Annotated in this window: 16 protein-coding genes and 1 pseudogene; 10 read left to right on the top strand and 7 right to left on the bottom strand. The window is 65.7% G+C overall.

Annotated elements, in window-relative coordinates; genetic code table 11:
• Both A6V37_RS19240 and A6V37_RS19235 read right to left on the bottom strand, forming a co-directional pair.
• Positions 1-2,680, bottom strand: a pseudogene (locus A6V37_RS19240) (cell division protein FtsK); the annotation flags it as partial.
• Between the two features lie 243 nt (positions 2,681-2,923).
• A complete protein-coding gene (locus tag A6V37_RS19235; protein WP_064272206.1) occupies positions 2,924-3,463 on the bottom strand; it encodes an META domain-containing protein in 540 nt (179 codons plus the stop codon).
• 236 nt (positions 3,464-3,699) lie between these two features.
• Between A6V37_RS19235 and purT the strand changes: the two genes are divergently transcribed.
• The 6 genes from purT to A6V37_RS19205 all read left to right on the top strand — a co-directional run bounded on the left by purT (position 3,700) and on the right by A6V37_RS19205 (position 10,873).
• Positions 3,700-4,914 carry a formate-dependent phosphoribosylglycinamide formyltransferase gene (gene purT / locus A6V37_RS19230; RefSeq protein ID WP_064286220.1) on the top strand — a complete coding sequence of 405 codons (1,215 nt, stop codon included), beginning with the start codon at positions 3,700-3,702 and terminating at the stop codon, positions 4,912-4,914.
• 16 nt (positions 4,915-4,930) lie between these two features.
• A complete protein-coding gene (locus A6V37_RS19225) occupies positions 4,931-5,143 on the top strand; it encodes a DUF6726 family protein (RefSeq protein ID WP_064272202.1) in 213 nt (70 codons plus the stop codon).
• A gap of 95 nt (positions 5,144-5,238) precedes the next feature.
• Entirely contained in the window at positions 5,239-5,607 is a 369-nt protein-coding gene (locus tag A6V37_RS19220; RefSeq protein WP_064272200.1) for an MliC family protein, read from the top strand.
• Between the two features lie 256 nt (positions 5,608-5,863).
• Positions 5,864-7,516, top strand: coding sequence for an acetolactate synthase large subunit (locus A6V37_RS19215; RefSeq protein WP_064272198.1), 1,653 nt, complete (start codon positions 5,864-5,866; stop codon positions 7,514-7,516).
• A gap of 69 nt (positions 7,517-7,585) precedes the next feature.
• Positions 7,586-9,022, top strand: coding sequence for an aldehyde dehydrogenase family protein (locus A6V37_RS19210; RefSeq protein ID WP_064272196.1), 1,437 nt, complete (start codon positions 7,586-7,588; stop codon positions 9,020-9,022).
• A gap of 381 nt (positions 9,023-9,403) precedes the next feature.
• Positions 9,404-10,873 carry a DEAD/DEAH box helicase gene (locus A6V37_RS19205; protein ID WP_064272194.1) on the top strand — a complete coding sequence of 490 codons (1,470 nt, stop codon included), beginning with the start codon at positions 9,404-9,406 and terminating at the stop codon, positions 10,871-10,873.
• A gap of 85 nt (positions 10,874-10,958) precedes the next feature.
• On the opposite strand, the gene gluQRS is transcribed toward A6V37_RS19205, so the two are convergent.
• A complete protein-coding gene (gene gluQRS, locus A6V37_RS19200) occupies positions 10,959-11,846 on the bottom strand; it encodes a tRNA glutamyl-Q(34) synthetase GluQRS (RefSeq protein ID WP_064272358.1) in 888 nt (295 codons plus the stop codon).
• Positions 11,843-12,706, bottom strand: a complete 864-nt coding sequence (locus A6V37_RS19195; protein WP_064272192.1) for a sulfurtransferase — start codon at positions 12,704-12,706, stop codon at positions 11,843-11,845. Before A6V37_RS19195 ends, gluQRS begins: the two co-directional genes overlap by 4 nt.
• A 332-nt stretch (positions 12,707-13,038) precedes the next feature.
• On the opposite strand from A6V37_RS19195, the gene dnaE reads away from it, so the two are divergent.
• Positions 13,039-16,620, top strand: coding sequence for a DNA polymerase III subunit alpha (gene dnaE / locus A6V37_RS19190; RefSeq protein ID WP_064286219.1), 3,582 nt, complete (start codon positions 13,039-13,041; stop codon positions 16,618-16,620).
• Positions 16,621-16,699: 79 nt separating this feature from the next.
• Here dnaE and A6V37_RS19185 read toward each other — a convergent pair whose 3' ends face one another.
• Complete coding sequence (locus A6V37_RS19185; RefSeq protein WP_064272189.1) at positions 16,700-17,461, bottom strand: glycosyltransferase family 2 protein; 762 nt, start codon at positions 17,459-17,461, stop codon at positions 16,700-16,702.
• Between the two features lie 223 nt (positions 17,462-17,684).
• Between A6V37_RS19185 and msbA the strand changes: the two genes are divergently transcribed.
• The gene (gene msbA, locus A6V37_RS19180; protein ID WP_064286218.1) at positions 17,685-19,478 is read left to right on the top strand and encodes a lipid A export permease/ATP-binding protein MsbA; all 1,794 of its coding nucleotides are present in this window, start codon (positions 17,685-17,687) and stop codon (positions 19,476-19,478) included.
• A 145-nt stretch (positions 19,479-19,623) separates the two neighbouring features.
• Positions 19,624-20,667 (top strand): glycosyltransferase family 2 protein, encoded by a 1,044-nt coding sequence (locus A6V37_RS19175; RefSeq protein ID WP_278185310.1) that lies wholly within the window; start codon positions 19,624-19,626, stop codon positions 20,665-20,667.
• 19 nt (positions 20,668-20,686) lie between these two features.
• Here A6V37_RS19175 and A6V37_RS19170 read toward each other — a convergent pair whose 3' ends face one another.
• A complete protein-coding gene (locus tag A6V37_RS19170; protein ID WP_064286217.1) occupies positions 20,687-21,721 on the bottom strand; it encodes a glycosyltransferase family 2 protein in 1,035 nt (344 codons plus the stop codon).
• A 157-nt stretch (positions 21,722-21,878) separates the two neighbouring features.
• Between A6V37_RS19170 and A6V37_RS19165 the strand changes: the two genes are divergently transcribed.
• The gene (locus A6V37_RS19165) at positions 21,879-22,958 is read left to right on the top strand and encodes a glycosyltransferase family 4 protein (RefSeq protein WP_064272181.1); all 1,080 of its coding nucleotides are present in this window, start codon (positions 21,879-21,881) and stop codon (positions 22,956-22,958) included.
• Positions 22,959-23,061: 103 nt separating this feature from the next.
• On the opposite strand, the gene A6V37_RS19160 is transcribed toward A6V37_RS19165, so the two are convergent.
• Positions 23,062-24,369 carry an O-antigen ligase family protein gene (locus tag A6V37_RS19160; RefSeq protein ID WP_064272179.1) on the bottom strand — a complete coding sequence of 436 codons (1,308 nt, stop codon included), beginning with the start codon at positions 24,367-24,369 and terminating at the stop codon, positions 23,062-23,064.
• Between the last annotated feature and the right edge of the window lie 52 nt (positions 24,370-24,421).

The following is a 24,421-nucleotide window of genomic DNA, read 5'->3' as shown; positions in this document are numbered from 1 at the left end:
GGGCGGATAGGGCGACTGACGTGACGGGTTCGGCGGCCAGGATGGCTGGAGCGGCCAGAGCATCGGTAGGCGCGGCGCTCGGGGGCGTGGCGGTGACAGGCGTTGCGTGTGCCGTAGCGGGGATGCCGACAGGGTTTCCGGTCACGGATTCGCCGGCGATGGCTTCGGGGCTATCGGAGACGGCCTGAACCGCGAAACCCGGGAAGCGAACCACGTTCGATGCCTGCGCAATGGCATCCTGCGGTGGCACGGAGGCGGCGCGATTCGCTGCGTGCTCGACGGGCACTACGTCCGGTGACGATGCAGCGTGGCGCGTCGCGCCAGCGACGATTTCAGTTTCCCACGGCACGAGCGCTTGATCGATGACGACTTCGGCGACCGGTGCCGCAGCATGCGGTTCAACGTGCGGTGCGGCTTCGCCGACCTGTTCGGCGATTGCAATGGTGGCGGGTACAGCGATAGCAGGCTCGGCAATTCCCGCATGTTCCGCAAGCTGACTGACGGCATGCTCGACTTCGGTACTCGGGCCCGTGTGGGTGTCGGCGTGAGTAGTCAACAACGCTGAGTCGTCTTCGAACGGCGGCTCATCCGGTGTTGTCTCGCTCGCTTGCAACTGGGCCGCGAAGATCTGGAACGGCGTAGGCGTTGCGGCCGGCGCCAGGTGTTGTGATGTGGCGGGCGCAGGTGCGGCGACCGGTACCGGCGGATGCACAAACTCCGGTGCACGTGCAGGTGCGGTGACCGGCGATGGCGGAGGCACAAAGGCCGGTTCGAGCGCCGACGCAGGTGTAGATGCAGGCGCAGAAGAAGGCGCAGCGGCCGGCGCTGATGGAGGCGCAAACTCCGGTTCGGGATCAGGCGCAGGCGCAAATGCCGATGGAGGCACAGCCGCCGGTTCGAGCGCGGCTACAGGCGCAAGTGTTGCTGCGGCTGCTGGTGCAGGCGCAAACGCCTGCATTGCCGTCGGCGTCGTCTGAGTGACTGGCGGTTCGATCGGCCATTGCACAACGGGCTGGTGGCCAACCTCCGACGACGCCGCGAACGCCGCTTCCATGCGAGCTGCGTCGGCCTCGGCCTCGGCTTGCATCGCGTGATCAATCGGTGCCGCTTCAGCAACCACTGGTTCGAGCACATGCGCGTGCAGTGCCGGAACCGGTTCGGCTGCATCCGCGCGCGGCACGTCCGCAGTCGGTTGCTCAGCCGCGAACGCGGGTGCCGCGTGCGGCGCAGCGGTGACCTTCACGCCGTCCGGGCTGCTGCTGCGCGCGAGGCTGACCCCGGCCATGTCGGTCCAGCGCGCGGTATTTTCCGCGATGCTGCGAAGCGTCTCCTGGACGCTGGGGGGCGGCGTAACTGTTTGCGCCGTCGGCATCGGCCTCGTATAGCTGGGCGCGGGCCGACGCGCTGCCGGCGCCGGCGTGGCATCGTTCGCTCGTGGGGCAGGCGAGAACGGTTGACGAGGTGCCGACGAGCGGTTGAGGCTAGCCGCTGAGCCCGCTGAGCCCGCTGAGCCCGCTGAGCCCGCTGAGCCCGCTGAGCCCGCTGAGCCCGCTGAGCCCACTGAGCCCGCTGAGCCGCGGACCGTCGTCGACGGACGGCTCGCGCCGGCCGCCATCGAACCCGTTGCGTTAGCGGCCGCGCCCGACACATCACGCGATCCCGCCATGGTATGGGCTGCCTTCGCTGCCAAAGCGCCTGAAGTCACTGAAGCCGCCGCCGCGCCAGCCGGAACAGCGGCAGCACCCATGGCTGCCGCCAAACCACCGCCGACGCCAGTGGATCCCACAGGCCGCTGTTCTCCAGCCGAGCGACGACCAATCTGCGACGCGCCACCACGCGCCGCCGTCCCCGCAACCCCCGGCCGCACCGCCGCCGCAGATGCGGCCGCGCGGGGCGCGCTCTCGCCCAGCCAACCGGCCGGCGCAACCGGCTCGACCTGCATCCATCCAGCCTTCTCCGCGTCGAGCGGCGACGTCTGCATCGATACGTGCCGTGGCGGCGTGCTCGCCGCGCCCGTGCGCAGCACCGGCTCGGCCTGCGCCGCCGCGCTGCGCGGTGTTGCCGCGCCGGCGCGCCAGTTCGCTCCGGTGCCACGCGCCGCAGCGTCCTTGCCGACCGCAGCGGCCGCCGCGCCGGCCGCACTCGCGCCACGCCCGCTTGCCGGCGGCCGCCACACCGTCGGCCGCGCATAACGTCCGTTGCGTCCGTTGGTTTTAGGCGCCATCGTGTTGGTAGCCGGCGAAACGTGCGACGGCGCGCTGTCGTCGGCGCTGCGATGACGGCGTGCCTGCTCGTCGCGTTTGGCGAGGCCGCGTGACAGGCCGAGGCCGAATGCCGCGTCGGCCCAGGCGGCGAAGTCGCGCCAGCGGAAGTCGATCAGCCAGGGCAGGCTGACAAGCAGCAGGGCGAGCGCCACGAGCGGCGTGCCGATAGGCCCGAGCAGATGGCCGAAGCCCGCGGCAAGTGCATGGCCGAAACCATTCACCCCGGCCGCGCCGATCAGCGACGCCTCGAGCGTGCAGCTGGCCACCAGCGCACAGACGAAGCCGAGCCAAAGCCGGATCGTGCCGGGGCCGCGCAGACCCGCGCCGCCCGGCAGCGCCGCTTTCACGAGACGCCACAAAAGAGGAATAAACCAGACGGCTGACCCGCCGAACCAGCCGAAAACTACCGTGTGCATACTAGACATCAACGAATGACGGACGCGCGGAAACGCAACCCGTCGAGTTTAAACCGGCGAAGCCCGATGCTTCGACGGCGGACACAAGTATGCCTGCGTCCAATTGCAATTCAGTGTGTAATTCAGTGCATCCCGACCGCCGCGGCGCGCGCTTCACGTCGCGCTTCACATGGCACTCCACGCCGCGCTGACCGCTGCGCCCCCCGGCACACCGCGTGGTCCGCCGGGCGCTGCGCGTGCCGCTCATTTTGTGCTGCGGTCGAAAGTCAGCGTGTCGCCGTTATCGAGCACGAGCTGCATCTGCTGCGGCGCGCGCATCTGTACACCGGTACGGTCGATGTGCGTCAGTGCGTTGAGATAGGCGCCTTCAATCTGTCCGCCCGGCGTCGCGCACGCCATGCGCGTGCCGCCCAATGTGCCGAAGTTCAGCTTGCCGTCTTTCAGCGCATACGAGCCCATATAGCGGTTGCAGCCGGAAAACCCGCTGGCGTGGCGCTGGCCGGCTGCGGTGGAGAGTGTGAGCGTGATCGGCGCGCCCTGATCGGCGGTTGGGATCGCGCGCGCCGTGCCGTCGGCCTGCTTCCAGGCGCTCAGCACCCAGCTGGTGTCGTCGAGCAGTTGCGCGGCCGCCGGATTGAACGGATCGGGCGCGGCGGCTTCCGCGTCCGGATGTTTCGGGATTGCGCAGGCGCTCAGCAGCGCGGCGACGCTCAACGCGGCGATGGTCTGGCGGGCATACGGAGCAAAGCGCGCGAAACCGCACGCGGAGGAGCTTTGGAGCATGGCGTCGTTCCTCTTAAAACTGGCAAAGGCGTAAGGGTAACGCACTAAGCTCGCCGCACGCGAGAGCGTTCGCGTGCGAGATGGAGTGCAAAGCAGGTGGCGCATCCGGGCTGCGTGGCCGGGCTATGAGGCCGGGGTGCGCATCGGGGTTGGTATCAGGGTTGGCATCAGGGGTGGCATGTTAACATCGTGGTCTCCCCAATCCCACCCTCATCCGACTTTTATCTGGAGACCTCATGCAGATCGGCCAACGGATCGGCACGCCCCTTTCTGAGTCCGCCACGCGCGTCATGCTGCTCGGCGCCGGCGAGCTCGGCAAGGAAGTGATCATCGCGCTGCAACGGCTGGGCGTCGAAGTGATCGCCGTCGACCGTTACCCGAATGCGCCGGGCCACCAGGTCGCGCACCGCGCACACGTGATCGACATGACCGACCGTGCCGCGCTGCGCGCGCTGGTCGAACAGGAACGCCCGCATCTGATCGTCCCCGAGATCGAGGCGATCGCGACCGACGCGCTCGCGGCCATCGAAACCGACGGTCTCGCCGAAGTGATCCCGACCGCGCGCGCCACCCAGCTCACCATGAACCGCGAAGGCATCCGCCGTCTCGCCGCCGAGGAACTCGGCTTGCCGACCTCGCCGTACGCTTTCGCCGATTCGCTCGAGGAGCTGCGCGCCGGCATCGCCCAGGTCGGCTATCCGTGCGTGGTGAAGCCGGTCATGTCGTCGTCCGGCAAGGGGCAGTCGGTGCTCAGGAGCGAGGCCGACGTCGAACCCGCATGGCAGTACGCGATGGCGGGCGGCCGCGTGAATCACGGGCGTGTGATCGTCGAAGGCTTTATCGACTTCGAGTACGAAATCACGCAATTGACGGTGCGCGCCATCGACCCGGCGAACGGCGAAGTCGGCACGTATTTCTGCGACCCGATCGGCCACGTGCAGGTGGCGGGCGACTACGTCGAATCGTGGCAGCCGCAGCCCATGAGCCCGCTCGCGCTCGAACGTTCGCGCGAAGTGGCGCACAAGGTGACGGCCGCGCTCGGCGGCCGGGGCCTGTTCGGCGTGGAACTTTTCGTGCGCGGCGATGACGTATGGTTTTCGGAAGTGAGTCCGCGTCCGCACGACACGGGTCTCGTCACGCTGTGCTCGCAACGGTTTTCGGAATTCGAATTGCACGCGCGCGCGATTCTCGGTTTGCCGGTCGATACGTCGCTGCGTGCGCCGGGGGCGTCGGCGGTGATTTATGGCGGCCGGGACGAAGTGGGCATCGCGTTTGAAGGCGTTGCAGCGGCATTGGCGGTGCCCAATGCGGATCTGCGCCTGTTCGGCAAGCCGGAGAGTTTCGTCAAGCGCCGCATGGGTGTGGCGCTGGCCACCGGCGAGAATACTGACGAAGCGCGCTCGCGGGCGAAGCAGGCCGCGGCGGCGGTGCGGCCGGTGTCGGCGAAGTAACGGAGTCGAGGTCTTTATGGCGCTGGATTTGAGCAACAACGCGCGGCGCGCTTGGGCCGGCAGGTTCGGCGCACTCGGTGTGGCGCTCGCTTTGTGTGTCGGGTTGACCGGGTGCGGCCTCGCGGCTGCACCGTGCAGGATCGCGTCGGCCGGTCTGAAGATCCTGCCGGTGGTGGGGCACGTCGCCGCCGCGCCGACCGATGCGTGTGCCGACGTGATCGATCCATAAGCGATCCGCCGTCAGCCGCAGCTATCACCGTCACCGTCACCGCCACGCGCGGCGCGCCAGCCGGATTCGAAGTGCAGCAACAATCGAGGCATCTCATGAAGAAATGGCTTGTTGCGGTAACCACGGCGGCGGGTCTCGCGGCGCTCAACGGCACGGCGTGGGCCGAACCGTTGCAGTTCGCGCAGATGCAGGCCAAGAACCGCCAGACGAACAAATACACCTGCGCGACCGGCAAGATTCTCCAGGTCACCTACTGGAATACGGCAAACGGGCAGAGCTTCGCGCTCGTGCCGGTGAAGGGCAAGCGCCTGCTGTTCGTCAATACGATCGCGGCGTCCGGCGCGAAATACCAGGCCGGCAGTTACACGTGGTGGACCAAGGGCCCGCGCGCCGACCTCTATGACGCGATGGACGGCGAAAATGCGCCGCCGATGCTCTCGGACTGCATCACCATCAGCCGCTAGACGCGATGCGGCGGCCTTCCTCTCCTATGCCGCCGCTCGCCATGTCCGGCCTTTTTCTCGCCGCGTTGTCCGCCGGCACACGTCATTTCCATTCGAGTAGTAAGCTGTGCGGCGTGGCATTGGCCGTGCAGTCGTCGCATGCCGTCACCCAATGCCGCGCGCCGCCTGCGTGGCGCTCGTCGTCTTCGATGGTTCGTTTCCGGACCCCAACCGTGGGACTCACGCCCCACGTCCGTATCATCAAGCGAGACCCTCAATGAAAGCATCAGACCTGTTCGTCAAATCGCTGGAAGCCGAAGGTGTCGAGTACGTGTTCGGTATTCCCGGCGAAGAAAATCTCGATCTGCTCGAATCGCTGCGCCGCTCGAAAATTCGTCTGATCCTTACGCGCCATGAACAGGCAGCCGGGTTCATGGCCGCCACCTACGGGCGCCTGACCGGCCGCACCGGCGTATGTCTCGCCACGCTCGGCCCCGGCGCGACCAATTTCGTCACCGCCGCGGCTTACGCGCAACTGGGCGGCATGCCGATGCTGATGGTCACCGGCCAGAAGCCGATCAAGTCGAGCAAGCAAGGGCATTTCCAGATCGTCGACGTGGTGCGCATGATGGAGCCGCTCACCAAGTACACGCGGCAGATCGTGTCGAACGCCAATATTCCGGCGGCCGTGCGCGAGGCGTTTCGCCGGGCGGAAGAAGAACGGCCCGGCGCCACGCACCTCGAATTGCCCGAAGACGTCGCGCATGAAGAGGGCGACGGCAAACCGATTCCGAAGAGCTTCAGCCGCCGGCCCGTCGCCGAGGAGAAAGCGGTGGCGCGCGCGGTCGAGGCGATCACCCGGGCAAAGCATCCGTTGCTGATGATCGGCGCGGGCGGCAACCGCAAGACCACCACCAAGATGCTGCGCGAGTTCGTCGACCAGATCGGCATTCCGTTCTTCACGACGCAGATGGGCAAGGGCGTGATCGACGAGTCGCACCCGCTGTGGCTCGGCAATGCGACTTTGTCCGACGGCGACTTCGTGCACCGCGCGATCGAGCTCGCGGACTGCATTATCAACGTCGGTCACGACGTGATCGAGAAGCCGCCGTTCTTCATGCGCGCCGGCGAAGCGAACGAGAAAACGGTGATTCACGTCAACTTCCTCGGCGCGGAAGTCGATACGGTGTACTTCCCGCAGATCGAAGTGGTCGGCGATATCGCCAACGCCGTGTGGCAGCTCAAGGAAAGCCTCAAGGAGCGGCAGGAGCATTGGGACTTCACGCGCTTCAAGGAAATCAAGGCGCACTTCGAGGCGCATCTCGTCAAAGGCCAGCACGACGACCGTTTTCCGATGTATCCGGTGCGGATCGTCAACGACGTATACGAGACCACGCCGGTGGACGGCATCGTGTGTCTGGACAACGGCATGTACAAGATCTGGTTCGCCCGCTACTACCGCGCGCATGAACCGAACTCGCTGCTGCTCGACAATGCGCTGGCGTCGATGGGAGCGGGCCTGCCGTCGGCAATTGCCAGCAAGATCGTGCATCCGGAGCGCAAGGTGATCGCGGTGTGCGGCGACGGCGGCTTCATGATGAACTCGCAGGAACTGGAAACGGCGGTGCGTCTGAAGCTCGATCTGGTGGTCCTGATCTTGCGCGACGACGCGTTCGGCATGATCCGCTGGAAGCAGGAAAACATGAATTTCCCGGACTACGGCATGACGCTGCGCAATCCGGACTTCGTCGACTATGCCGAGAGCTACGGCGCGAAGGGGCACCGTATCGAAACAGCGGACCAGTTCGCGCCGTTGCTGCGCGAATGCTTCGCGACGCCCGGCGTGCATGTGATCGATCTGCCGATCGACTATTCGGATAACGAGCGCGTGCTCAATCGCGAGATCAAGCGGCTGTCCGCGCAATTGTGAACGGCCGCGGAGCCCGGCCCTTGCAGGCTGGGTTGCTGCCCACGTGCATTGGATCAAGGAGAACGCGTGATGTTGAACAAGACTTACCCGTACTACCTCGCCAACGAGGCGGTGGCCGCCAACACCGATCTCGAAGTCACCGATAAATTCAGCGGCGAAGTGGCCACCCGCGTGGCGATGGCCGACGCCGCCGCGATCGACAAGGCGATCGGCCATGCCGTCGACGCCATGCCGGCCCTGCGTGCCTTTCCGCCGTTCAAGCGCCAGGCGGTGCTCGAGCATTGCGTGAAGCGCTTTCGCGAGCGTTACGACGAACTGGCGCTGGCGTTGTGTATCGAGGCGGGCAAGCCGATCAACGACTCGAGAGGCGAGGTCACGCGCCTGATCGACACGTTCAAGGTGGCCGCGGAGGAGTCGGTGCGCATTGACGGCGAGATCATCAATCTGGAGATTTCGCCGCGCGCGCGGGGCTATCACGGCTACGTGAAGCGCGTGCCGATCGGCCCGTGCTCGTTTATTTCGCCGTTCAATTTTCCGCTCAACCTGACCGCGCACAAAGTGGCGCCGGCTATCGCCGCGGGCGTGCCGTTCGTGCTGAAACCGGCGAGCCGCACGCCGGTCGGCGCGCTCATCATGGGCGAGGTGCTGGCGGAGACCGACTTGCCGAAGGGCGCGTTCTCGATTCTGCCGGCGCACCGCGACGGCGCGGACCTGTTTACCACCGACGAGCGTTTCAAACTGCTGTCCTTTACCGGGTCGCCCGCGGTGGGCTGGGACCTGAAGAGGAAGGCCGGCAAGAAGAAGGTGATTCTGGAGCTGGGCGGCAATGCGGCGGCGATCGTCGACGGCGACCAGGGCGACAAGCTCGACTACGTGGTCGAACGGCTCGCCTTCGGCGCGTACTATCAGTCGGGGCAGAGCTGCATCGGCGTGCAGCGGATTCTGGTCCATACGAAGCTCTATGACGCGCTGCGCGAGAAACTGATCGCCAAGACCAAGTCGCTGGTGATGGGCGACCCGAAAGACGAAAAGACCTTCGTCGGGCCGATGATCTCGGAATCGGAGTCGAAGCGTCTCGCCGGCTGGATGGACAGCGCGGTCAAGGCGGGCGCGGTCATCGTCGCGGGCGGCAAGGTCGAGGGCGCGATGTTCGAGGCCACGCTGCTCGAGGGCGTCAAGCCCGATACGGATCTGTATCGCAAGGAAGCATTTGGGCCGGTGGCGATGCTGGAGCGTTTCGACGATTTCGACGCCGCGCTCGAAGCCGTCAACGACAGCGACTTCGGCCTGCAAGCGGGGGTGTTCACCGATTCGCTCGCGCACGCTCATCGCGCGTGGGACGAACTCGACGTGGGCGGCGTGGTGATCAACGACGTGCCGTCGTTCCGGGTCGACAACATGCCGTATGGCGGCGTGAAGGATTCGGGGCTCGGACGCGAAGGCGTGCGCTACGCGATCGAAGACATGACCGAACCGCGCCTGATGGTGATGCGCGAAACGTGGTGAGGCGGTGCGGCGAGGCGGCCTTTCCCACGGCGCGGGAGAGGCCGGCTGTCACGTCGCCTGTCACGCAACTGTCGCCTGCGCGAACTACGCTGCCAGCGGAGCGCGCGGGCGCTTTGCCCCACCGGCGGAAGGCGCTGCGGCTATGCCCTTTCGCCGGCGTAAGCAGAAAGCCGGCGCATGCGCCATGAGTGTTTTTGCTGAAGTGCTACAATACCGGCCTTTCCGGCGGGTGTATCCGCCGGCCGGAGCCGGCCGCATTTTTACCCGCATTACCGTCGGGTCCCGTGCGGAACGCCGTGGCTCCGCCTTCATCCTGATGCCCTCCGCGGTTCCGACCGCTGCCGCGCGCACGCGCCAAGCGCATTTTTAGCGAAAGCCACCATGTCCGACACAGCCGTCACGACCAGTACTGCGACTTTTGATCAATTCGGCCTCGCGCCCGACATCCTGAGAGCCGTCAAGGAATCGGGCTACACCACGCCGACGCCGATCCAGGCGCAGGCTATTCCCGTCGTGCTGGCCGGCCGTGACGTGATGGGCGCCGCGCAAACCGGCACCGGCAAGACCGCCAGCTTCTCGCTGCCGATCATCCAGCGCCTGTTGCCGCAGGCCAGCACGAGTGCATCGCCCGCCCGCCATCCGGTGCGCGCGCTGATCCTCACGCCGACCCGCGAACTGGCCGATCAGGTCGCCGCGAACGTGCAGTCGTACGCGAAGCACACTGCGCTGCGCAGCGCCGTGGTGTTCGGCGGCGTGGACATGAATCCGCAGTCCGATCAATTGCGCCGCGGCGTCGAAATTCTGATCGCCACGCCGGGCCGGCTGCTCGACCACGTGCAACAGAAAACCGCCAACCTCGGGCAGGTGCAGATCCTCGTGCTCGACGAAGCCGACCGCATGCTCGACATGGGCTTCCTGCCGGATTTGCAGCGCATTCTGAATCTGCTGCCGAAAGAACGTCAGACGCTGCTGTTTTCGGCCACGTTCTCGGGCGAAATCAAGAAGCTCGCCGCGACCTACCTGCGCAACCCGCAGACCATTGAGGTCGCGCGCAGCAATTCGACGGCAACCAACGTCACGCAGATCGTGTACGAAGTGGCCGAGGGCGACAAGACGGGCGCGGTTGTGCAACTGATCCGCGAGCGTAGCCTCAAGCAGGTCATCGTGTTCTGCAACAGCAAGATCGGCGCGAGCCGTCTCGCGCGCAGTCTCGAGCGCGACGGCGTGGTCGCGACCGCGATTCACGGCGACCGCACGCAGAATGAACGGATGCAGGCGCTCGACGCGTTCAAGCGCGGCGAGATCGAGGCACTGGTGGCGACCGACGTCGCCGCGCGCGGTCTGGATATTGCCGAATTGCCCGCCGTGATCAACTTCGACCTGCCGTTCAACGCGGAAGACTACGTGCACCGTATCGGCCGTACCGGCCGCGCCGGTGCGTCGGGCGATGCGTTGTCGCTGTGCAGCCCGAATGAGCGCAAGCAGCTCGCCGATATCGAGAAGCTGATCAAGCGTCCGCTGGAAGTGCAGCACCTCACGGTGGATGCGCCGGTGCGTCATCACCACGAAGAGCGCCCGCCGCGCCGCGAGCGTGTCGACGGACGCGAAGAGCGCGGCAGCCGCCGGCGCACGGGGGCACCGTCGGGTTCGTTCGACCGTCCGCATCATCATCGCGCGCAGCCGGTGGATGACTTCTTCCTGAAGCCTTATGTGCCGTCGCCTTCGTCGGTTCGGAAGATCGAGGAGGCCGCGGCTGCTTCGGCTGCGCCGCAGAAGCCGGCTTCCAAGCAACCGTTGGCGGCGCTGCTGGGCGGGTTTGGGATGCCGCGGAAGACGCCTTCGTCGTCCTGATGTCTTCCTGATGGCGGGTTGCCGTCGAGGCCTGGGCGCTCGTCCGGGCGTTCCGGCGCTCCAGATATTCACACGCGAAGCGCGTTTACACCCTCACACCCATGCGGGCGGCCCATGCCGCCGTGGCGGCGGCATAAAAACCCTCTAGCGTCTTCTGAGCCGTGCCGGGCGGCAGATCGAGCCCGAGATGCCGGGTGGCCGCGCTCAACGCTTCAAGCGGCCGGTCGGTGTCCAGCGCCGTTGCGCCGGTTTGCTTACTGAGCTTGTCGCCCTGTTCGTTGGTCACCACGGGCACATGCAGATACTCGGGCGTCGGCACGCCAAGGCGGCGCTGCAAATAGATCTGCCGCGCCGTTGAATCCATCAAGTCCGCGCCGCGCACGATGTGCGTGATGCCCGCGTCGGCGTCGTCCACCACCACCGCCAGTTGATAGGCCCATTGGCCGTCTGCCCGTTCGAGCACGAAATCGCCGACCTCCGTCGCGAGGTTCTGCGTTTGCGTACCTTGCCAGCGGTCTTCGAAGGTGATCACGGCGGCGTCGCCGTCGGGCACGCGCAGGCGCCATGCGCGCGCCGGTTTGCCGTGCAGGCCGTCGCGGCAGGTGCCGGGGTAGGCGAGAGTCGTGTTGCGGGCATGCGCATGCAGCAGCGAGTCGGCAATTTCCTTGCGCGTGCAGCCGCACGGATAGATCGCGCCGGCTGACTCTAATTGCTCCAGCGCCTGCTCGTAGCGCGCAAGGCGCCTGCTTTGCCAGACGGGCGGTTCGTCTGCCCGCATGCCGAAACCTTCGAGGGTGGCGAGAATATCTTCGGCGGCGCCGGGCACCGTGCGCGGACCGTCGATGTCCTCGATACGGACGAGCCAGACACCTCGATGCGCGCGCGCGTCCAGCCAGCTTGCGAGCGCGCTCACCAGCGAGCCGAAATGCAGCGGCCCGGTGGGCGAGGGCGCGAAGCGTCCGCGGTAGATCACGCGGCGCGTGCGGCCTTGCTGTCCGGATGGCATTCCGGACACGTCTTGCCCGCCACGTACAGCGGCGATTGTTGCGCTTGCGGCGGCACCACGGCGCGGCAGCCGAAGCATTGCACGGTGGCCGTGGGCTCGAGTTGCGGATTCAGCGCGGTGCGGTAGTCGAACACGAAGCAGTCGCCGTGATAATGCGCGCCGCCCACTTCCTCGAAATACTTCAGGATGCCGCCTTCGAGCTGGTAGACATTCTCGATGCCGACGTCCTTCATATGGATCGCGGCCTTCTCGCAGCGAATCCCGCCCGTGCAGAACGACACGACCGTCTTGCCTTCGAGGTCGGCGCGGTTCTGCTCGATCACCTCCGGAAATTCGCTGAATTTCGTAATGCGGTAGTCGAGCGCGTTGTCGAAGGTGCCGACGTCGACTTCGAACGCGTTGCGCGTGTCGAGCATCACGACGGGCCGGCCCTCGTCGTCATGACCGCGGTCCAGCCAGGCCTTCAGCGTGGGCGCGTCGACGAACGGCGCGCGGCCGAGCTCCGGACGGATGGCCGGTTTTTTCATCGTGATGATTTCACGCTTGAGCTTGACCAGCATGCGGGTGAACGGCTGCTTCTCCGACAGGCTTTCCTTGAATTGCAGGTTGGTGAACTTGCCTTCGAACAGCGCGTCGTGACGGATGTAGTCGATAAACGCGCTGGCGGCTTCACGCGTACCGGCGACGAACAGGTTGATGCCTTCCGGCGCCAGCAGAATGGTGCCGCGCAGGCCGAGCGCGTTGCAGCGCTCGGTGACGAACGGACGCCATGCGGCGGTGTCTTCGATAGTCGCGAAATGGTACGCGGCGAGATTGACGATACTCATAGGTGTTCAGCTGTAAGGCGTGACCGGGGCCGCGAAAAAACGGGGGCGCATTGAGCGGCCCGCGGGCGGACGCCATGGGGCGCGGCCACGTCGAAAAGGACGAAACCGCTATTATCCCTCAACCCGGCGCATTCCCGGACTCGGCCGAAAGGCGGGCCGCTTGAGGTGGCGCAAATCGTGCGCAAACTTGCCGTGGAATTGCCCTTGGGCGCGCTTACCAGAATGATCCGTAGCGTGAGGCGGGCCTGTGCGCAGCGCTCACGCACCGGCGTCCTAAGCCGAACGGCTAACGCGCGGTTTTGGCCTGAAAACTCGCGAAGCCTGGGGTTACAATGTCGCCCATGTCAGATCCCCGCTTCGTTCATCTCCGCGTTCACTCCGAATTCTCGATTGCCGACGGCATCGTGCGTCTTGACGACATCGTCAAGGCCGCGGCCAAAGACGGTCAGGGCGCGCTTGCGCTCACCGATCTTGGCAACGCGTTCGGCCTCGTCCGTTTCTACAAGGAAGCCCGTGGCAAAGGGGTCAAACCCATTGCCGGCTGCGACGTCTGGATCACCAATCCGGACGACCGCGAGAAGCCTTCCCGTTTGCTGCTGCTGGTGAAAGACCGGCGCGGCTACCTGAACCTGTGCGAATTGCTCAGCAAGGCGTCGCTCACGAATCAGTACCGCGGCCGCGCGGAAGTCGAGGCCGGCTGGCTCGAGTCCGGGCTGGGGGAGGGGCTGCTCGCGCTGTCCGGCGCGCAGCAAGGCGACGTGGGCCTCGCGCTCGCGGCGGGCAACGAAGATGCGGCCAAACGCAACGCGCTGCGCTGGGCCAAGGTATTCCCGAACGGCTTCTATATCGAGCTGCAGCGTTACGGTCAGCCGGGCGGCGAGCAGTACTTGCAGCAGGCGGTCGCGCTCGCGGCGGCGTTGAAATTGCCGGTGGTCGCCACGCACCCCATGCAGTTCATGACGCCGGACGACTTCACCGCGCACGAAGCGCGCGTGTGTATTTCCGAAGGCGACATCCTCGCGAATCCGCGCCGCTCGAAACGCTTCACGTCCGAGCAGTATTTCCGCGGGCAGGAAGAGATGGCCGCGCTGTTCGCGGACATTCCGGCGGCGCTCGCCAACACGGTGGAAATCGCCAGGCGCTGCAACCTCACGCTCGAACTCGGCAAGCCGAAGCTGCCGCTCTTTCCTACGCCCGACGGCATGTCGCTCGACGACTACCTCGTGCATCTGTCGAAAGAGGGGCTCGAAAAGCGTCTCGAGCAGTTGTACCCGGTTGAGGCCGAGCGCGCCGCGCAGCGCGAAACCTATTATCAGCGCCTCGAATTCGAGTGCGGCACGATCATCAAGATGGGCTTTCCGGGCTACTTCCTGATCGTTGCGGACTTTATCAACTGGGCGAAGAACAACGGCGTGCCGGTAGGTCCTGGCCGGGGTTCGGGCGCGGGTTCGCTGGTCGCGTACGCGCTCGGCGTGACCGATCTCGATCCGCTGCGCTACAACCTGCTGTTCGAACGTTTCCTGAATCCGGAACGGGTGTCGATGCCCGACTTCGACATCGACTTCTGCCAGCACGGCCGCGATCGCGTGATCCAGTACGTGAAGGAGAAATACGGCGCGGACGCCGTGTCGCAGATCGCCACCTTCGGCACGATGGCGGCGAAGGCGGCGGTGCGCGACATCGGCCGGGTGCTCGATCTCGGCTACATGTTCACGGACGGCATTGCGAAGCTGATTCCGTTCAAGCCGGGCAAGCACGTCACCATTGCCGACGCCATGAAGGAAGAACCGCTGCTGCAGGAACGGTTCGACAACGAAGACGAGGTGCACCAGCTGCTCGAACTCGCGCAGCGGGTGGAGGGCCTCACGCGTAACGTCGGCATGCACGCGGGCGGCGTGCTGATCGCGCCCGGCAAGCTGACTGATTTCTGCCCGCTCTATACGCAGGGCGACGAAAGCGGAGTCGTGAGCCAGTACGACAAGGACGACGTGGAAGCCGTCGGCCTCGTGAAGTTCGACTTTCTGGGCCTGACCACGCTGACGATTCTCGACTGGGCCGAGCGCTATATCCGCCGTCTCGATCCGTCGAAGCAGGACTGGTCGCTCGCGCAGGTGCCGCTCGACGACCCGGCGTCGTTCTCGATCCTGAAGAAAGCGAATACGGTCGCCGTGTTCCAGCTGGAAAGCCGCGGCATGCAGGGCATGCTGAAAGACGCCCAGCCCGACCGTTTCGAGGACATCATCGCGCTGGTCGCGTTGTACCGTCCTGGACCGATGGACCTGATCCCGAGCTTCTGCGCCCGTAAGCACGGCCGTGAAGTGGTCGAGTATCCGGATCCGCGTGTCGAACCTGTTCTGCAAGAGACCTACGGCATCATGGTCTACCAGGAGCAGGTGATGCAGATGGCGCAGATCATCGGCGGCTACTCGCTGGGTGGCGCCGACTTGCTGCGTCGTGCGATGGGTAAGAAGAAGGCCGAGGAAATGGCCCAGCATCGCGAGCTGTTCCGCCAGGGCGCCGCGAAGAACGGGCTGACCGGCGAGAAGGCCGACGAAATCTTCGACTTGATGGAGAAGTTCGCGGGCTACGGCTTCAACAAGTCGCACGCGGCCGCGTATGCGCTGCTCGCGTACTACACCGCGTGGCTGAAGGCGCATCATCCGGCTGAATTCATGGCGGCGAATATGTCGCTCGCCATGGACGACACGGACAAGGTCAAGATCCTGTTCGAGGACTGCCTCACGAACAAGATGGCCGTGCTGCCGCCGGACGTGAATCTGTCCGCGTACCGCTTCGAGCCGGTTGCGGAGCCTGACGGCAAACGGTCGAAAACGATTCGCTACGGTCTGGGCGCAATCAAGGGCAGCGGCCAGAACGCGATCGAAGAAATCCTGCGTGCGCGTGAGGAAGGTCCGTTCATCGACATCTTCGATTTCTGCAACCGGGTCGACCGCCGCATCGTCAACCGCCGCACGATCGAGGCGCTGATCCGCGCCGGGGCGTTCGACACCTTGCATGCGAATCGCGCGCAACTGATCGCCTCCGTCTCGCTCGCCATGGAAGCCGCCGAACAGGCGAGCGCCAACGCGTTGCAGGCGGGACTGTTCGACATGGGCGACGCGCCGTCGCAAGGCCACGAACTGGTCGACGAGCCGGAATGGCCGGAAAAGAAAAAGCTCCAGGAAGAAAAGGGCGCACTCGGTTTCTACCTGTCGGGCCATCTGTTCGACGCCTATAAGGACGAAGTGCGCCGCTTCGTGCGCCAGAAGATCGGCGAGCTGAAGGAAGGGCGCGACAAGCTGGTCGCGGGTGTGATCGCGTCGCTGCGCACGCAGATGACCCAGCGCGGCAAGATGCTGATCGCGCTGCTCGACGACGGCACGGGCCAGTGCGAGGTGACGGTCTTCAACGAGACCTTTGAAGCGCACAAGCAGCTCTTCAAGGAAGACGAACTGCTGGTCGTGCAGGGCCAGGCGCGCAACGACGCGTTCACGGGCGGCATCCGCTTTACGGTCGATACGGTCATGGATCTCGGTCGAGCGCGCTGCCGCTACGCGGAGGCCGTGAAGGTGCAGATGAACGGCAATGCGGACGCGCTGGCTCTGCGGCGCGTGCTTGAAGCGCATAGCGCGGGCAAGGACGAGCCGCAACCGGCGGCGGCGCCGGCGGCTTCACCGCGTGGTGGAAATGGCGGTGGCAACGGCGGTGGCCGAAACGGTGGCGGCTATGGTGGAGGTGGCCAGCGCCAGCAGGTGCAGATCCCGAACGGGCTGGCTGTTCAGGTCGTCTATCGCAGCCAGAACGCGCAGGGTGAAATGCGTCTGGGCGACGCGTGGCGCGTCAAGCCGACCGACGAGCTGCTCGCGGCACTGCGCGGCGAGTTTGCGGGAAGCTCGATCGAGATTGTCTATTGATGGGCGGCTGATGGGCGTTTCGCCCGCGCTGAGACGGCGGGCGAAACCGATGGCCAAGCGTTTCGCCCGTGTCATGCGGCTACCGCCGCGCGTTCTCTCCCAGCCGCGCCAGCTTCAAAAACCGGTAATACACGGTCTCCGCATTGAACACTGCGATCATGAAACCGGCACGGCCGTCCAGAAAGCCACGCCGTAGCAGATAGGTCCGCACGAACGCCCAGGCGCCACGCCCGAGCGCCTTGCCGAAACTGCCGCGCTGGCCCGCCGCATGGCGTTGCTGCGCGCCGGCTGTCGAATAGGCGTCGAGCTTGCGCAACACGCCTTCGAAGTCCTCGTACGAGTAGTGCATCAGCTTGCCGGTGAGGCGCTGCGCCGGCGCGTCGAACACCAGGCGTTCGTGCACGAGATCGTCGGAGAAACGGGCTGCGCCGCGTTTGAAGAGGCGCGGAATCCAGTCCGGATACCAGCCGCTGTGATGGATCCAGTGGCCGCAGAAACTCGACAACCGGTCCACCGCGTAAACGTCTGCGGTGGGGGCGGCGAGTGCCGCGCGGATCGCCGACGCCAGTTCGGGCGAGACGATTTCGTCGGCGTCGATGGACAGAATCCAGCCGGTGGTGAGCGCGTCGACCGCGCGGTTCTTTTGCGGACCGAAGCCCGGCCAGTCGGTCTGTTCGATGACACGTGCGCCGTGTGCGCGGGCGATGTCGGCGGTGCCGTCGGTGCTGCCGCCGTCGATCACGACGATCTGATCGGCGAACGCCACGGCTTGCAGGCATTCGGCCAGCCGTGCCGCCGCGTTTTTGGTAATGATGGCGACGCCGAGGGTGGTTTCTTGCATACCTGAGTAGCGTGGAGGGCGGAGTGACGGAACGAATCGCGCAAGCGGGTGGTGCAGACCCGTGGGATGAGCGAGCCGCACAAAACGGGTTGCGCAAGTATACACAGCCGGTCCCGATCCGCGGCGCGTCATCTCCGACCGATTACAATGCTCTTTTTGATATTCCGCGCGGCAGGCATTCCGTCCGCTGCGCGGCTGCTGTCCCGCATTCCCAGAGGATTCCTTGAGCGCGAAGCCAACGTTAAGCAAACCCATCGGCACAGGCGAGGCGTCGTCGGCCACTGTCGTCTTTAAACGGCTGTGGCCGTATATTCAGCCGCTGATCTGGGTGCTCCTCGGCGCAATCGTCGCGATGGCCGTCAGCGCCGCTACGGACGCGGCAATCCCTGCCTTGCTCAAGCCTCTGCTGGACAAGGGCTTCGGCGCGCACGCCAACGACAAGACCAAGTGGTTCGTGCCAGCCGCAGTGATTGGCCTCGCACTGATTCGCAGCCTGTCGCAATACGCGTCCGGCTATCTGCTTGCCTACGTGACGAACAAGATCCTGCTCGATCTGCGCGTGAAGATGTTCGATCGCATGATCCACACGAGCGTCGCGTTCTTCCAGCGCGAAACCGCGAGTACGGTGATCAACGCGATCGTCTTCGAGGTGAACCAGATTCTCAACGTGCTGCTTAGCGTGCTGGTCACGCTGGTGCGCGATTCGCTCACCGTGGTCTTCCTGCTCGGCTATCTGTTCTATCTGAACTGGCGTCTGACGCTGATCGTCGCGGTGCTGCTGCCGTCGATCGGCTGGCTGGTCGGCAAGATCAACCGCCGTTTGCGCCGTCTGAACCGCGAGCATCAACTGCTGACCAACGAACTCTCGTACATCGTCGAAGAGTCGGTGGGGGGCTACAAGGTCGTCAAGGTCCACAATGGCGAGCAGTACGAGATGGACCGCTTCGAGTCGATGAGCAAGCGTCTGCGCGGCTACTCCATGCGCATGACGGTGTCGGGCGGCCTCGCGCAACCGCTGACGCAGTTTCTCGCGTCGATCGCGCTCGCGGTGGTCATCACGATCGCGGTGGTGCAGTCGTCGTCGGATCAGACCACGGTGGGCGGTTTCGTCGCCTTCGTCACGTCGATGCTGCTGATCATCTCGCCGCTCAAGCACCTGATGGACGTGAACCAGCCTTTGCAGCGCGGCATGACGGCCTGCGAACTGATCTTCGGCCTGATCGACGAGCCGTCCGAGCCGGAAGGCGGCGGCAAGCCGCTCGATCGCGCGAGCGGCGAAGTGGAGTTCCGCGACGTCGTGTTCAACTACGGCAGCAGCGCCACCCATGACCGCCACACGCTCGACCACGTGTCGTTCAAGGTGGCGCCGGGTGAAATGGTCGCGCTCGTCGGTCCGTCGGGCTGCGGCAAGACCACGCTGGTGAATCTGTTGCCGCGCTTCTTCGATCCGACCGGCGGCCAGATCCTGGTCGACGGCGTGGCGCTGCCGGAATACGATCTGCACGCGCTGCGCAGCCAGATCGCGATGGTGAGCCAGGACGTGGTGCTGTTCAACGACACGGTGGCCAATAACGTCGCTTACGGGCAGACGGCCGATCGGAACAAGGTCGAGGCGGCGTTGCGCGCTGCTAATCTGTGGGACACCGTCAAGGCCATGCCGAACGGCATGGACACCCTGGTCGGCGACAACGGCATGATGCTCTCGGGCGGTCAGCGGCAGCGTCTGGCGATCGCGCGCGCCATCTACAAGGACGCGCCGATCCTGATTCTCGACGAGGCGACCTCGGCGCTGGATTCCGAGTCCGAACGCCACGTGCAGGCCGCGCTGGAAACCTTGATGAAGGGCCGCACGACACTGGTGATCGCGCACCGCCTGTCGACCATCGAGCGCGCCGACCGGATCCTGGTGATGGAAGCGGGCCGCATCGTCGAGCGAGGCAACCATCGGGAACTGCTGATGCAGGACGGGCTCTACGCTCACCTGCACCGTATCCAGTTCCAGCAGAACGCGGCCTGATCTGGCGCGGTTTCACCCGTTCCGGCATGTCCAGACCGGCTGCCGCGCTGTTTGCCAGCGCCGGCCGGTCGTGCTGCCGGGTCACAGCGGCTTGCGTCCACCGTCCCGCTCTGCAGAGAACTCACTACCCATGCATCACAACGCTATGACCAGCAAGCCTCTGGTGTCGATTGCGCTTGCGACGTACAACGGCCGCACTTATCTGCCGGAGCTTCTGGCTTCGCTGGAAGCGCAAAACTGGCCGCATCTCGAGGTGGTCGTCTCGGACGACGCGTCTACCGATGGCACGCCCGAGCTGTTGACGGCCTACGCCGGCCGGGTGCCCGTCCGGCTGGTGGCGAGCGGTGAGCGGGTCGGCATCGTGCGCAACTTCGAGCGCGCGCTGGCGGGCTGCCGCGGCGAGTACATCGCGCTGGCCGATCAGGACGACGTGTGGGCGCCCGAGAAAATCGCCGACCTGATGCGTGAGCTGCAGTTCGTGGAAACTGCCCGCGGACACAGCACGCCGGCGCTGGCGTTCTGCGACATCGAACTGGTGGATGCGAAGCTGTGCTGCCTGTCGAAGTCGCTCTTCGACATCACCGCGAAGTCGCGCCGCGCCGAGCGTCTGCGGGATTTTCTGTTGAGCAACCATGTGCCGGGCTGCGCGATGCTGGTCAATCGCGCTACGCTCGAGCGGGCGTTGCCGTTTCCGGCCGGCATCGTCATGCACGACTGGTGGCTGGCGATGGTTGTCGCATCGTTTGGCGAGATTCGCCACGTGGCGCAGGCGCATCTGAAATACCGCCAGCACGAGAGCAACGCGGTCGGCGCGTGCGCGACCAACCAGCGGCCGGCCAAGGGCGCGCGCGACGAATGCGGCGGCGAAGCGGCGGCGCGGCGCGGCGCCAGCCGGCGGCGCCAGATCGACGGTATCGCCGATCAGATTCGCGTGTTCGCGCGGCGTTTCGGCGCTGAATTGCCGGTCGAGGCGCGCGACGATCTGAACGCGTTCTCACGCGGCATCGAACATTGGCGCGGCGCGCTCGAATTCGTGATGATCAGCCACACCGGCGAGACCTTCCTGCGTGCGTTGAAGATGATGCGCCGCGTGCGCAAAAGCATCCTGACCTTCGGCGTCGACGCCCGCCGGCCATCGCTCGGCCGACGCCTGCGCCGGCGGCGCAGCGGGCCGCGCGGCGCGTCGTAAGCGCCCGATACCCGCAGCGTCAGTTGCGGTTTTTCCGCATCGCCCGCTTGAGCCAGATGCCGGGCGCGTAGACCACCGGGCAGCTCGTATAGAGCAACATGCGGATGCGCAGCCCGAGCTTCACTTTGGAGCTGCGCAACAGCAGCGCCACGCGCTCGCGGAGGCCGCCGGCCTCGAACATGGCGTGGATGAACTGTTCACGCGCCAGTTTGGGCGCCATCGCCGCGCGCATGCGTTCGCCCACGCCGCCGATCTCCGCGTCGCGCTGCAACTGCGCGATTTCTCCCAAACCATACCGGTTGCTCTGGCGCATGCGCGCGATCAGCTCGTCCACCGAGCCATAACGGCGCTTGCGCGACAGGCCGCCGCGCCGGTAGCGCACCAGCGGTTCGCGCAGGCTGACAGCCCCGCCTGAGAGGATCGCGCGCAGCACCATGATCTGATCTTCGGCGGCGGTGCCCGGCAGCATCGGCCCGAAACGCTCGAACAGGCGCCGCGACCAGGTGTGCGCCGCGCCGATCAGCCACGGCCGGCCCGCCAGCCAGTCGTCGAAACTGCGATAGGTGTCGAGTTCGGTTGGGCTCACCCGCTCGTGCACGTTACCGGCTTCGTCCATGTCGGCGAGATCGGCGGCGATCAGGTCGGGGCGACGGTCTCGTGCGAGCCAGAAGTCGACGACCCGCTCGCAGCGGTTCGGTGCCGACATGTCGTCGCCGGCGGCAACGAACAGCAGTTCTCCCTGAGCCATCTGCGCGAGTTGCGACAGGTGCGCGCTGATCCCCTGGTTGGTTTCATTGCGGCGGACCACCACCCGGTGCGGGCCGTTGTACTGCGCCACCGCCGCCTCGATCGCAGCGCACGTGCCGTCGCGGGAGGCGTCGTCGGAGATGAGGATTTCGAGCGGCTGGTAGGTTTGGGCGAGGGCGCTTCGCACGGCGTCGGCGATCTGCTTTTCCTGGTTGTACGCGATCAGGATGATCGATACCAACGGACGCAACGGGCGTTGGCTGTCCGGCGCGGCGGAGGCGGGCGATGTCGGGAAGCTATCGGTCATGGAGTCGGGGCGGGTGCGGTTGGACTAGATTTTAATCGGTGACGGCAGGGCTGCGTCATGTCGGGCGCCGAGGGCCATCCTTTACAATTGCCGCTGCACCGACAACACCCGCGCGCGCGGCCTTGCGCCGCAGTTGCGTCTTACCGAGAGCGAACCCTTGTCCGACCCGATCCGCCGTCCAGTCACCGACATCGCCCTGACCGCCCAGGCGCTGAAAAACAGTGGCGGCGCCGAACGCTACACGCGCGACGTGATCGCCGGCTTGCATCGGATGGGCTTGCGTCCCACGCTCTTTGCCCGCGAAATCGACCGCGCGCTGCCCGAAGCGGCATGGATCGACGCGCAACCGCTCAATGTCCGCTGGGCTCCGCGCAAGCTGCGCAACCTGGCGTTCGACTGGCGTCTCAAGCAGCGCCTGAAACGGCACCGGCCTGCGTGCGTGTTTTCGATCAACCACTCCACGCATGCCGACGTCGCACTGTGCGGCGGCACGCATCCTGGATCGCTCGAGGCCGCCGGCCGCGCGGTTCGCCGCAGCGACCAATGGCAGATCGATCTCGAGCGGCGCGTGTACACCCAGGCGCGTTCGATCGTCGCGCACTCGCAATTGATGAGCCGCGAGTTGCAGCGCTTCTACGGCGTGCCGGCGGCGCGTATCGACGTGCTCTATCCGCCGGTCGATACCACGCGTTTCCGGCCGCTGGACGACGAAGCGCGCGCGGCGGCGCGGCGCAAGTTCGAGCTGCCCGAAGACCGCGTGATCTTCATGTTTTCCTCGACCAGTCACGAACGCAAGGGCTATCCGCTGCTGGAGGCGTTTTTCGCGCAGACCACGCTGCCGGTTTGCCTCGTGGTGGCTGGCCGGCCCGTGCCCAAAACCAGCGACACGATTCGCTATGTCGGCTACTGCAAGGAGATCGAGACGCTGTTCGCGGCGGCGGATTTCACGGTGGTGGCGTCGGCGTACGAGCCGTTCGGACTGGTGGGCGTCGAGTCGGTGATGTGCGGCACGCCGCTCGTGATCGCGGACAACGTGGGGTCGGCGGAGACGGTCACCGGTGAGGCGAAGATCGAGTTTTCGCGGCAATCGGCGGGGAGTTTCGAGCGCGCCATTCACACGGCGGTGGAGCGCGTGCGGGGCGACGGAGCTCGCATCGCGGCGCCGCTCGACAGTCTCGTCTACGACCCGGGCGTCGACGCCCATGTGGCCGCGCTGTATGCGCTGTTCACGCGCTAGACGTGGCGCGCTGCGTGCCTGAGCCGGGTGCCGCGGTTGCCGTCAGCCATGCCTGAACCGGCTGCAGTCGCGGCTGGGTGCCCGTCACCGAGCGTTCAAGGTCTCAGGCCTTGACGCCATGTGCCTCGCGCTTCTTGGCCTGCGGCGCGGCCGATGCGGCCGCTTGGGCCGTCTGCAGTTCACGCGTGCGCGCGTCGATCACCGCGAGGAAGGCGGCGACGAGTAGCGCGAGCAGTACGGTCACCATGATCGGCACTAGCACGTCGATGGTCAGCCCAAAAATCACCGTGCTGGTGGCGACCGCAAGCCCGGCATAGGCGGCGGCGCGAATGGCCGGATCGCTCGAGAGCCGGTGACGCCAGAAATACACCGAGATGCCGTAGTAGAACAGCAGCAGGCACGCCACCCCGACGGCACCCATCTCGGCGAGTGTCGAGAAAAAGTCGCTATGGGCGCGCTCGTTGACGATTTCGGTCTTCACCTCGCCGCGCTTGGCCATCACGCCCAATTCGTCCACCAGGTGTCCCTTGCCGACGCCGTACACCGGGTGATGCAGGAAAATTTGCCGCGACGCGTTCCACAACTGCAGGCGCAGGCCGAGCGAGGTGTAGTCGTCGCCCTGATGCAGCATCGAGACGTCGCTGGTCGCCTCGCTGATGCGTTTCTGGATCCGCTCGGTCGACAGCAGCGAGCCCGCCACGATCGCGATCACCAGCGTCGCGACCAGAAGACGCTTCTTGCGGACAAACCATTGATACTGAAAACCGAGCAGCACCACGAACAACGGCACGGCCAGCCAGCCGCCGCGCGTGCCCGACAGATACGACGCGTAGCCGCCCGCCACCAGCGCCACGAGCCGCAGCCCCAGCACGCGCCAGTCACGCGGCTTGTCCCAGCCGAGCGTGAAGACCGACAGGAACGCGAGCAGCAGCGCCGTATCGCCAAAGGGAATGGCATTCGTATACGAATTATTCAGACGATTCGCATCGGTCCAGCCGCCGGCGGGTTGATCGATGAGTGCCCAGATACCGACCGCAAGCGCGCCGGCCGCACAACCCCAGCCGATCACGCGCAGATGCCGGGACGGCAATTGCCGCAGCAGCAGGAAGATCGGTATTGCCAGCACGAAGCGCGACAGCGCGTCCAGCTGGCGCGGCAGCCAGTAGCCCATCACCAGCTGCTGCACGCCGATTGCAACGACGAACGCGAGCATGCCGATGGTGAACCAGCGGTAGGTGCGCAGGCCGGAGAAATAGCCGGGCGTGCGCCGGTTGGCCACGGCGGCGCCCAGCGCCAGCGCGAGAATCGCGAAAAAACAGTAACCGGTGCCGCCGCGCCACACGAGGTTGACCGCGGGTGCAAGAAACAGCAGGGCTGTACTGAGCCAGACCAGGCTGGAAGCAAAAATCATAGGGCGACTAGTTGTATGAACACTACCGTTCCGGCGACGAAGTTGCCTGGGG

Origin of the sequence: Paraburkholderia ginsengiterrae, from assembly GCF_001645125.1 — a bacterium.
GTDB classification, from domain to species: Bacteria; Pseudomonadota; Gammaproteobacteria; order Burkholderiales; family Burkholderiaceae; genus Paraburkholderia; species Paraburkholderia ginsengiterrae.
Note: the sequence above shows the minus strand (reverse complement) of the source record. Positions and strands in the feature narration are given on the sequence as shown.

Coding starts and splice junctions, on each gene's coding strand:
- A6V37_RS19235 (WP_064272206.1), bottom strand. CDS start 3,463: ATGCTCCAAAGCTCCTCCGCGTGCGGTTTCGCGCGCTTTGCTCCGTAT.
- purT (WP_064286220.1), top strand. CDS start 3,700: ATGCAGATCGGCCAACGGATCGGCACGCCCCTTTCTGAGTCCGCCACG.
- A6V37_RS19225 (WP_064272202.1), top strand. CDS start 4,931: ATGGCGCTGGATTTGAGCAACAACGCGCGGCGCGCTTGGGCCGGCAGG.
- A6V37_RS19220 (WP_064272200.1), top strand. CDS start 5,239: ATGAAGAAATGGCTTGTTGCGGTAACCACGGCGGCGGGTCTCGCGGCG.
- A6V37_RS19215 (WP_064272198.1), top strand. CDS start 5,864: ATGAAAGCATCAGACCTGTTCGTCAAATCGCTGGAAGCCGAAGGTGTC.
- A6V37_RS19210 (WP_064272196.1), top strand. CDS start 7,586: ATGTTGAACAAGACTTACCCGTACTACCTCGCCAACGAGGCGGTGGCC.
- A6V37_RS19205 (WP_064272194.1), top strand. CDS start 9,404: ATGTCCGACACAGCCGTCACGACCAGTACTGCGACTTTTGATCAATTC.
- A6V37_RS19195 (WP_064272192.1), bottom strand. CDS start 12,706: ATGAGTATCGTCAATCTCGCCGCGTACCATTTCGCGACTATCGAAGAC.
- dnaE (WP_064286219.1), top strand. CDS start 13,039: ATGTCGCCCATGTCAGATCCCCGCTTCGTTCATCTCCGCGTTCACTCC.
- A6V37_RS19185 (WP_064272189.1), bottom strand. CDS start 17,461: ATGCAAGAAACCACCCTCGGCGTCGCCATCATTACCAAAAACGCGGCG.
- A6V37_RS19175 (WP_278185310.1), top strand. CDS start 19,624: ATGACCAGCAAGCCTCTGGTGTCGATTGCGCTTGCGACGTACAACGGC.
- A6V37_RS19170 (WP_064286217.1), bottom strand. CDS start 21,721: ATGACCGATAGCTTCCCGACATCGCCCGCCTCCGCCGCGCCGGACAGC.
- A6V37_RS19160 (WP_064272179.1), bottom strand. CDS start 24,369: ATGATTTTTGCTTCCAGCCTGGTCTGGCTCAGTACAGCCCTGCTGTTT.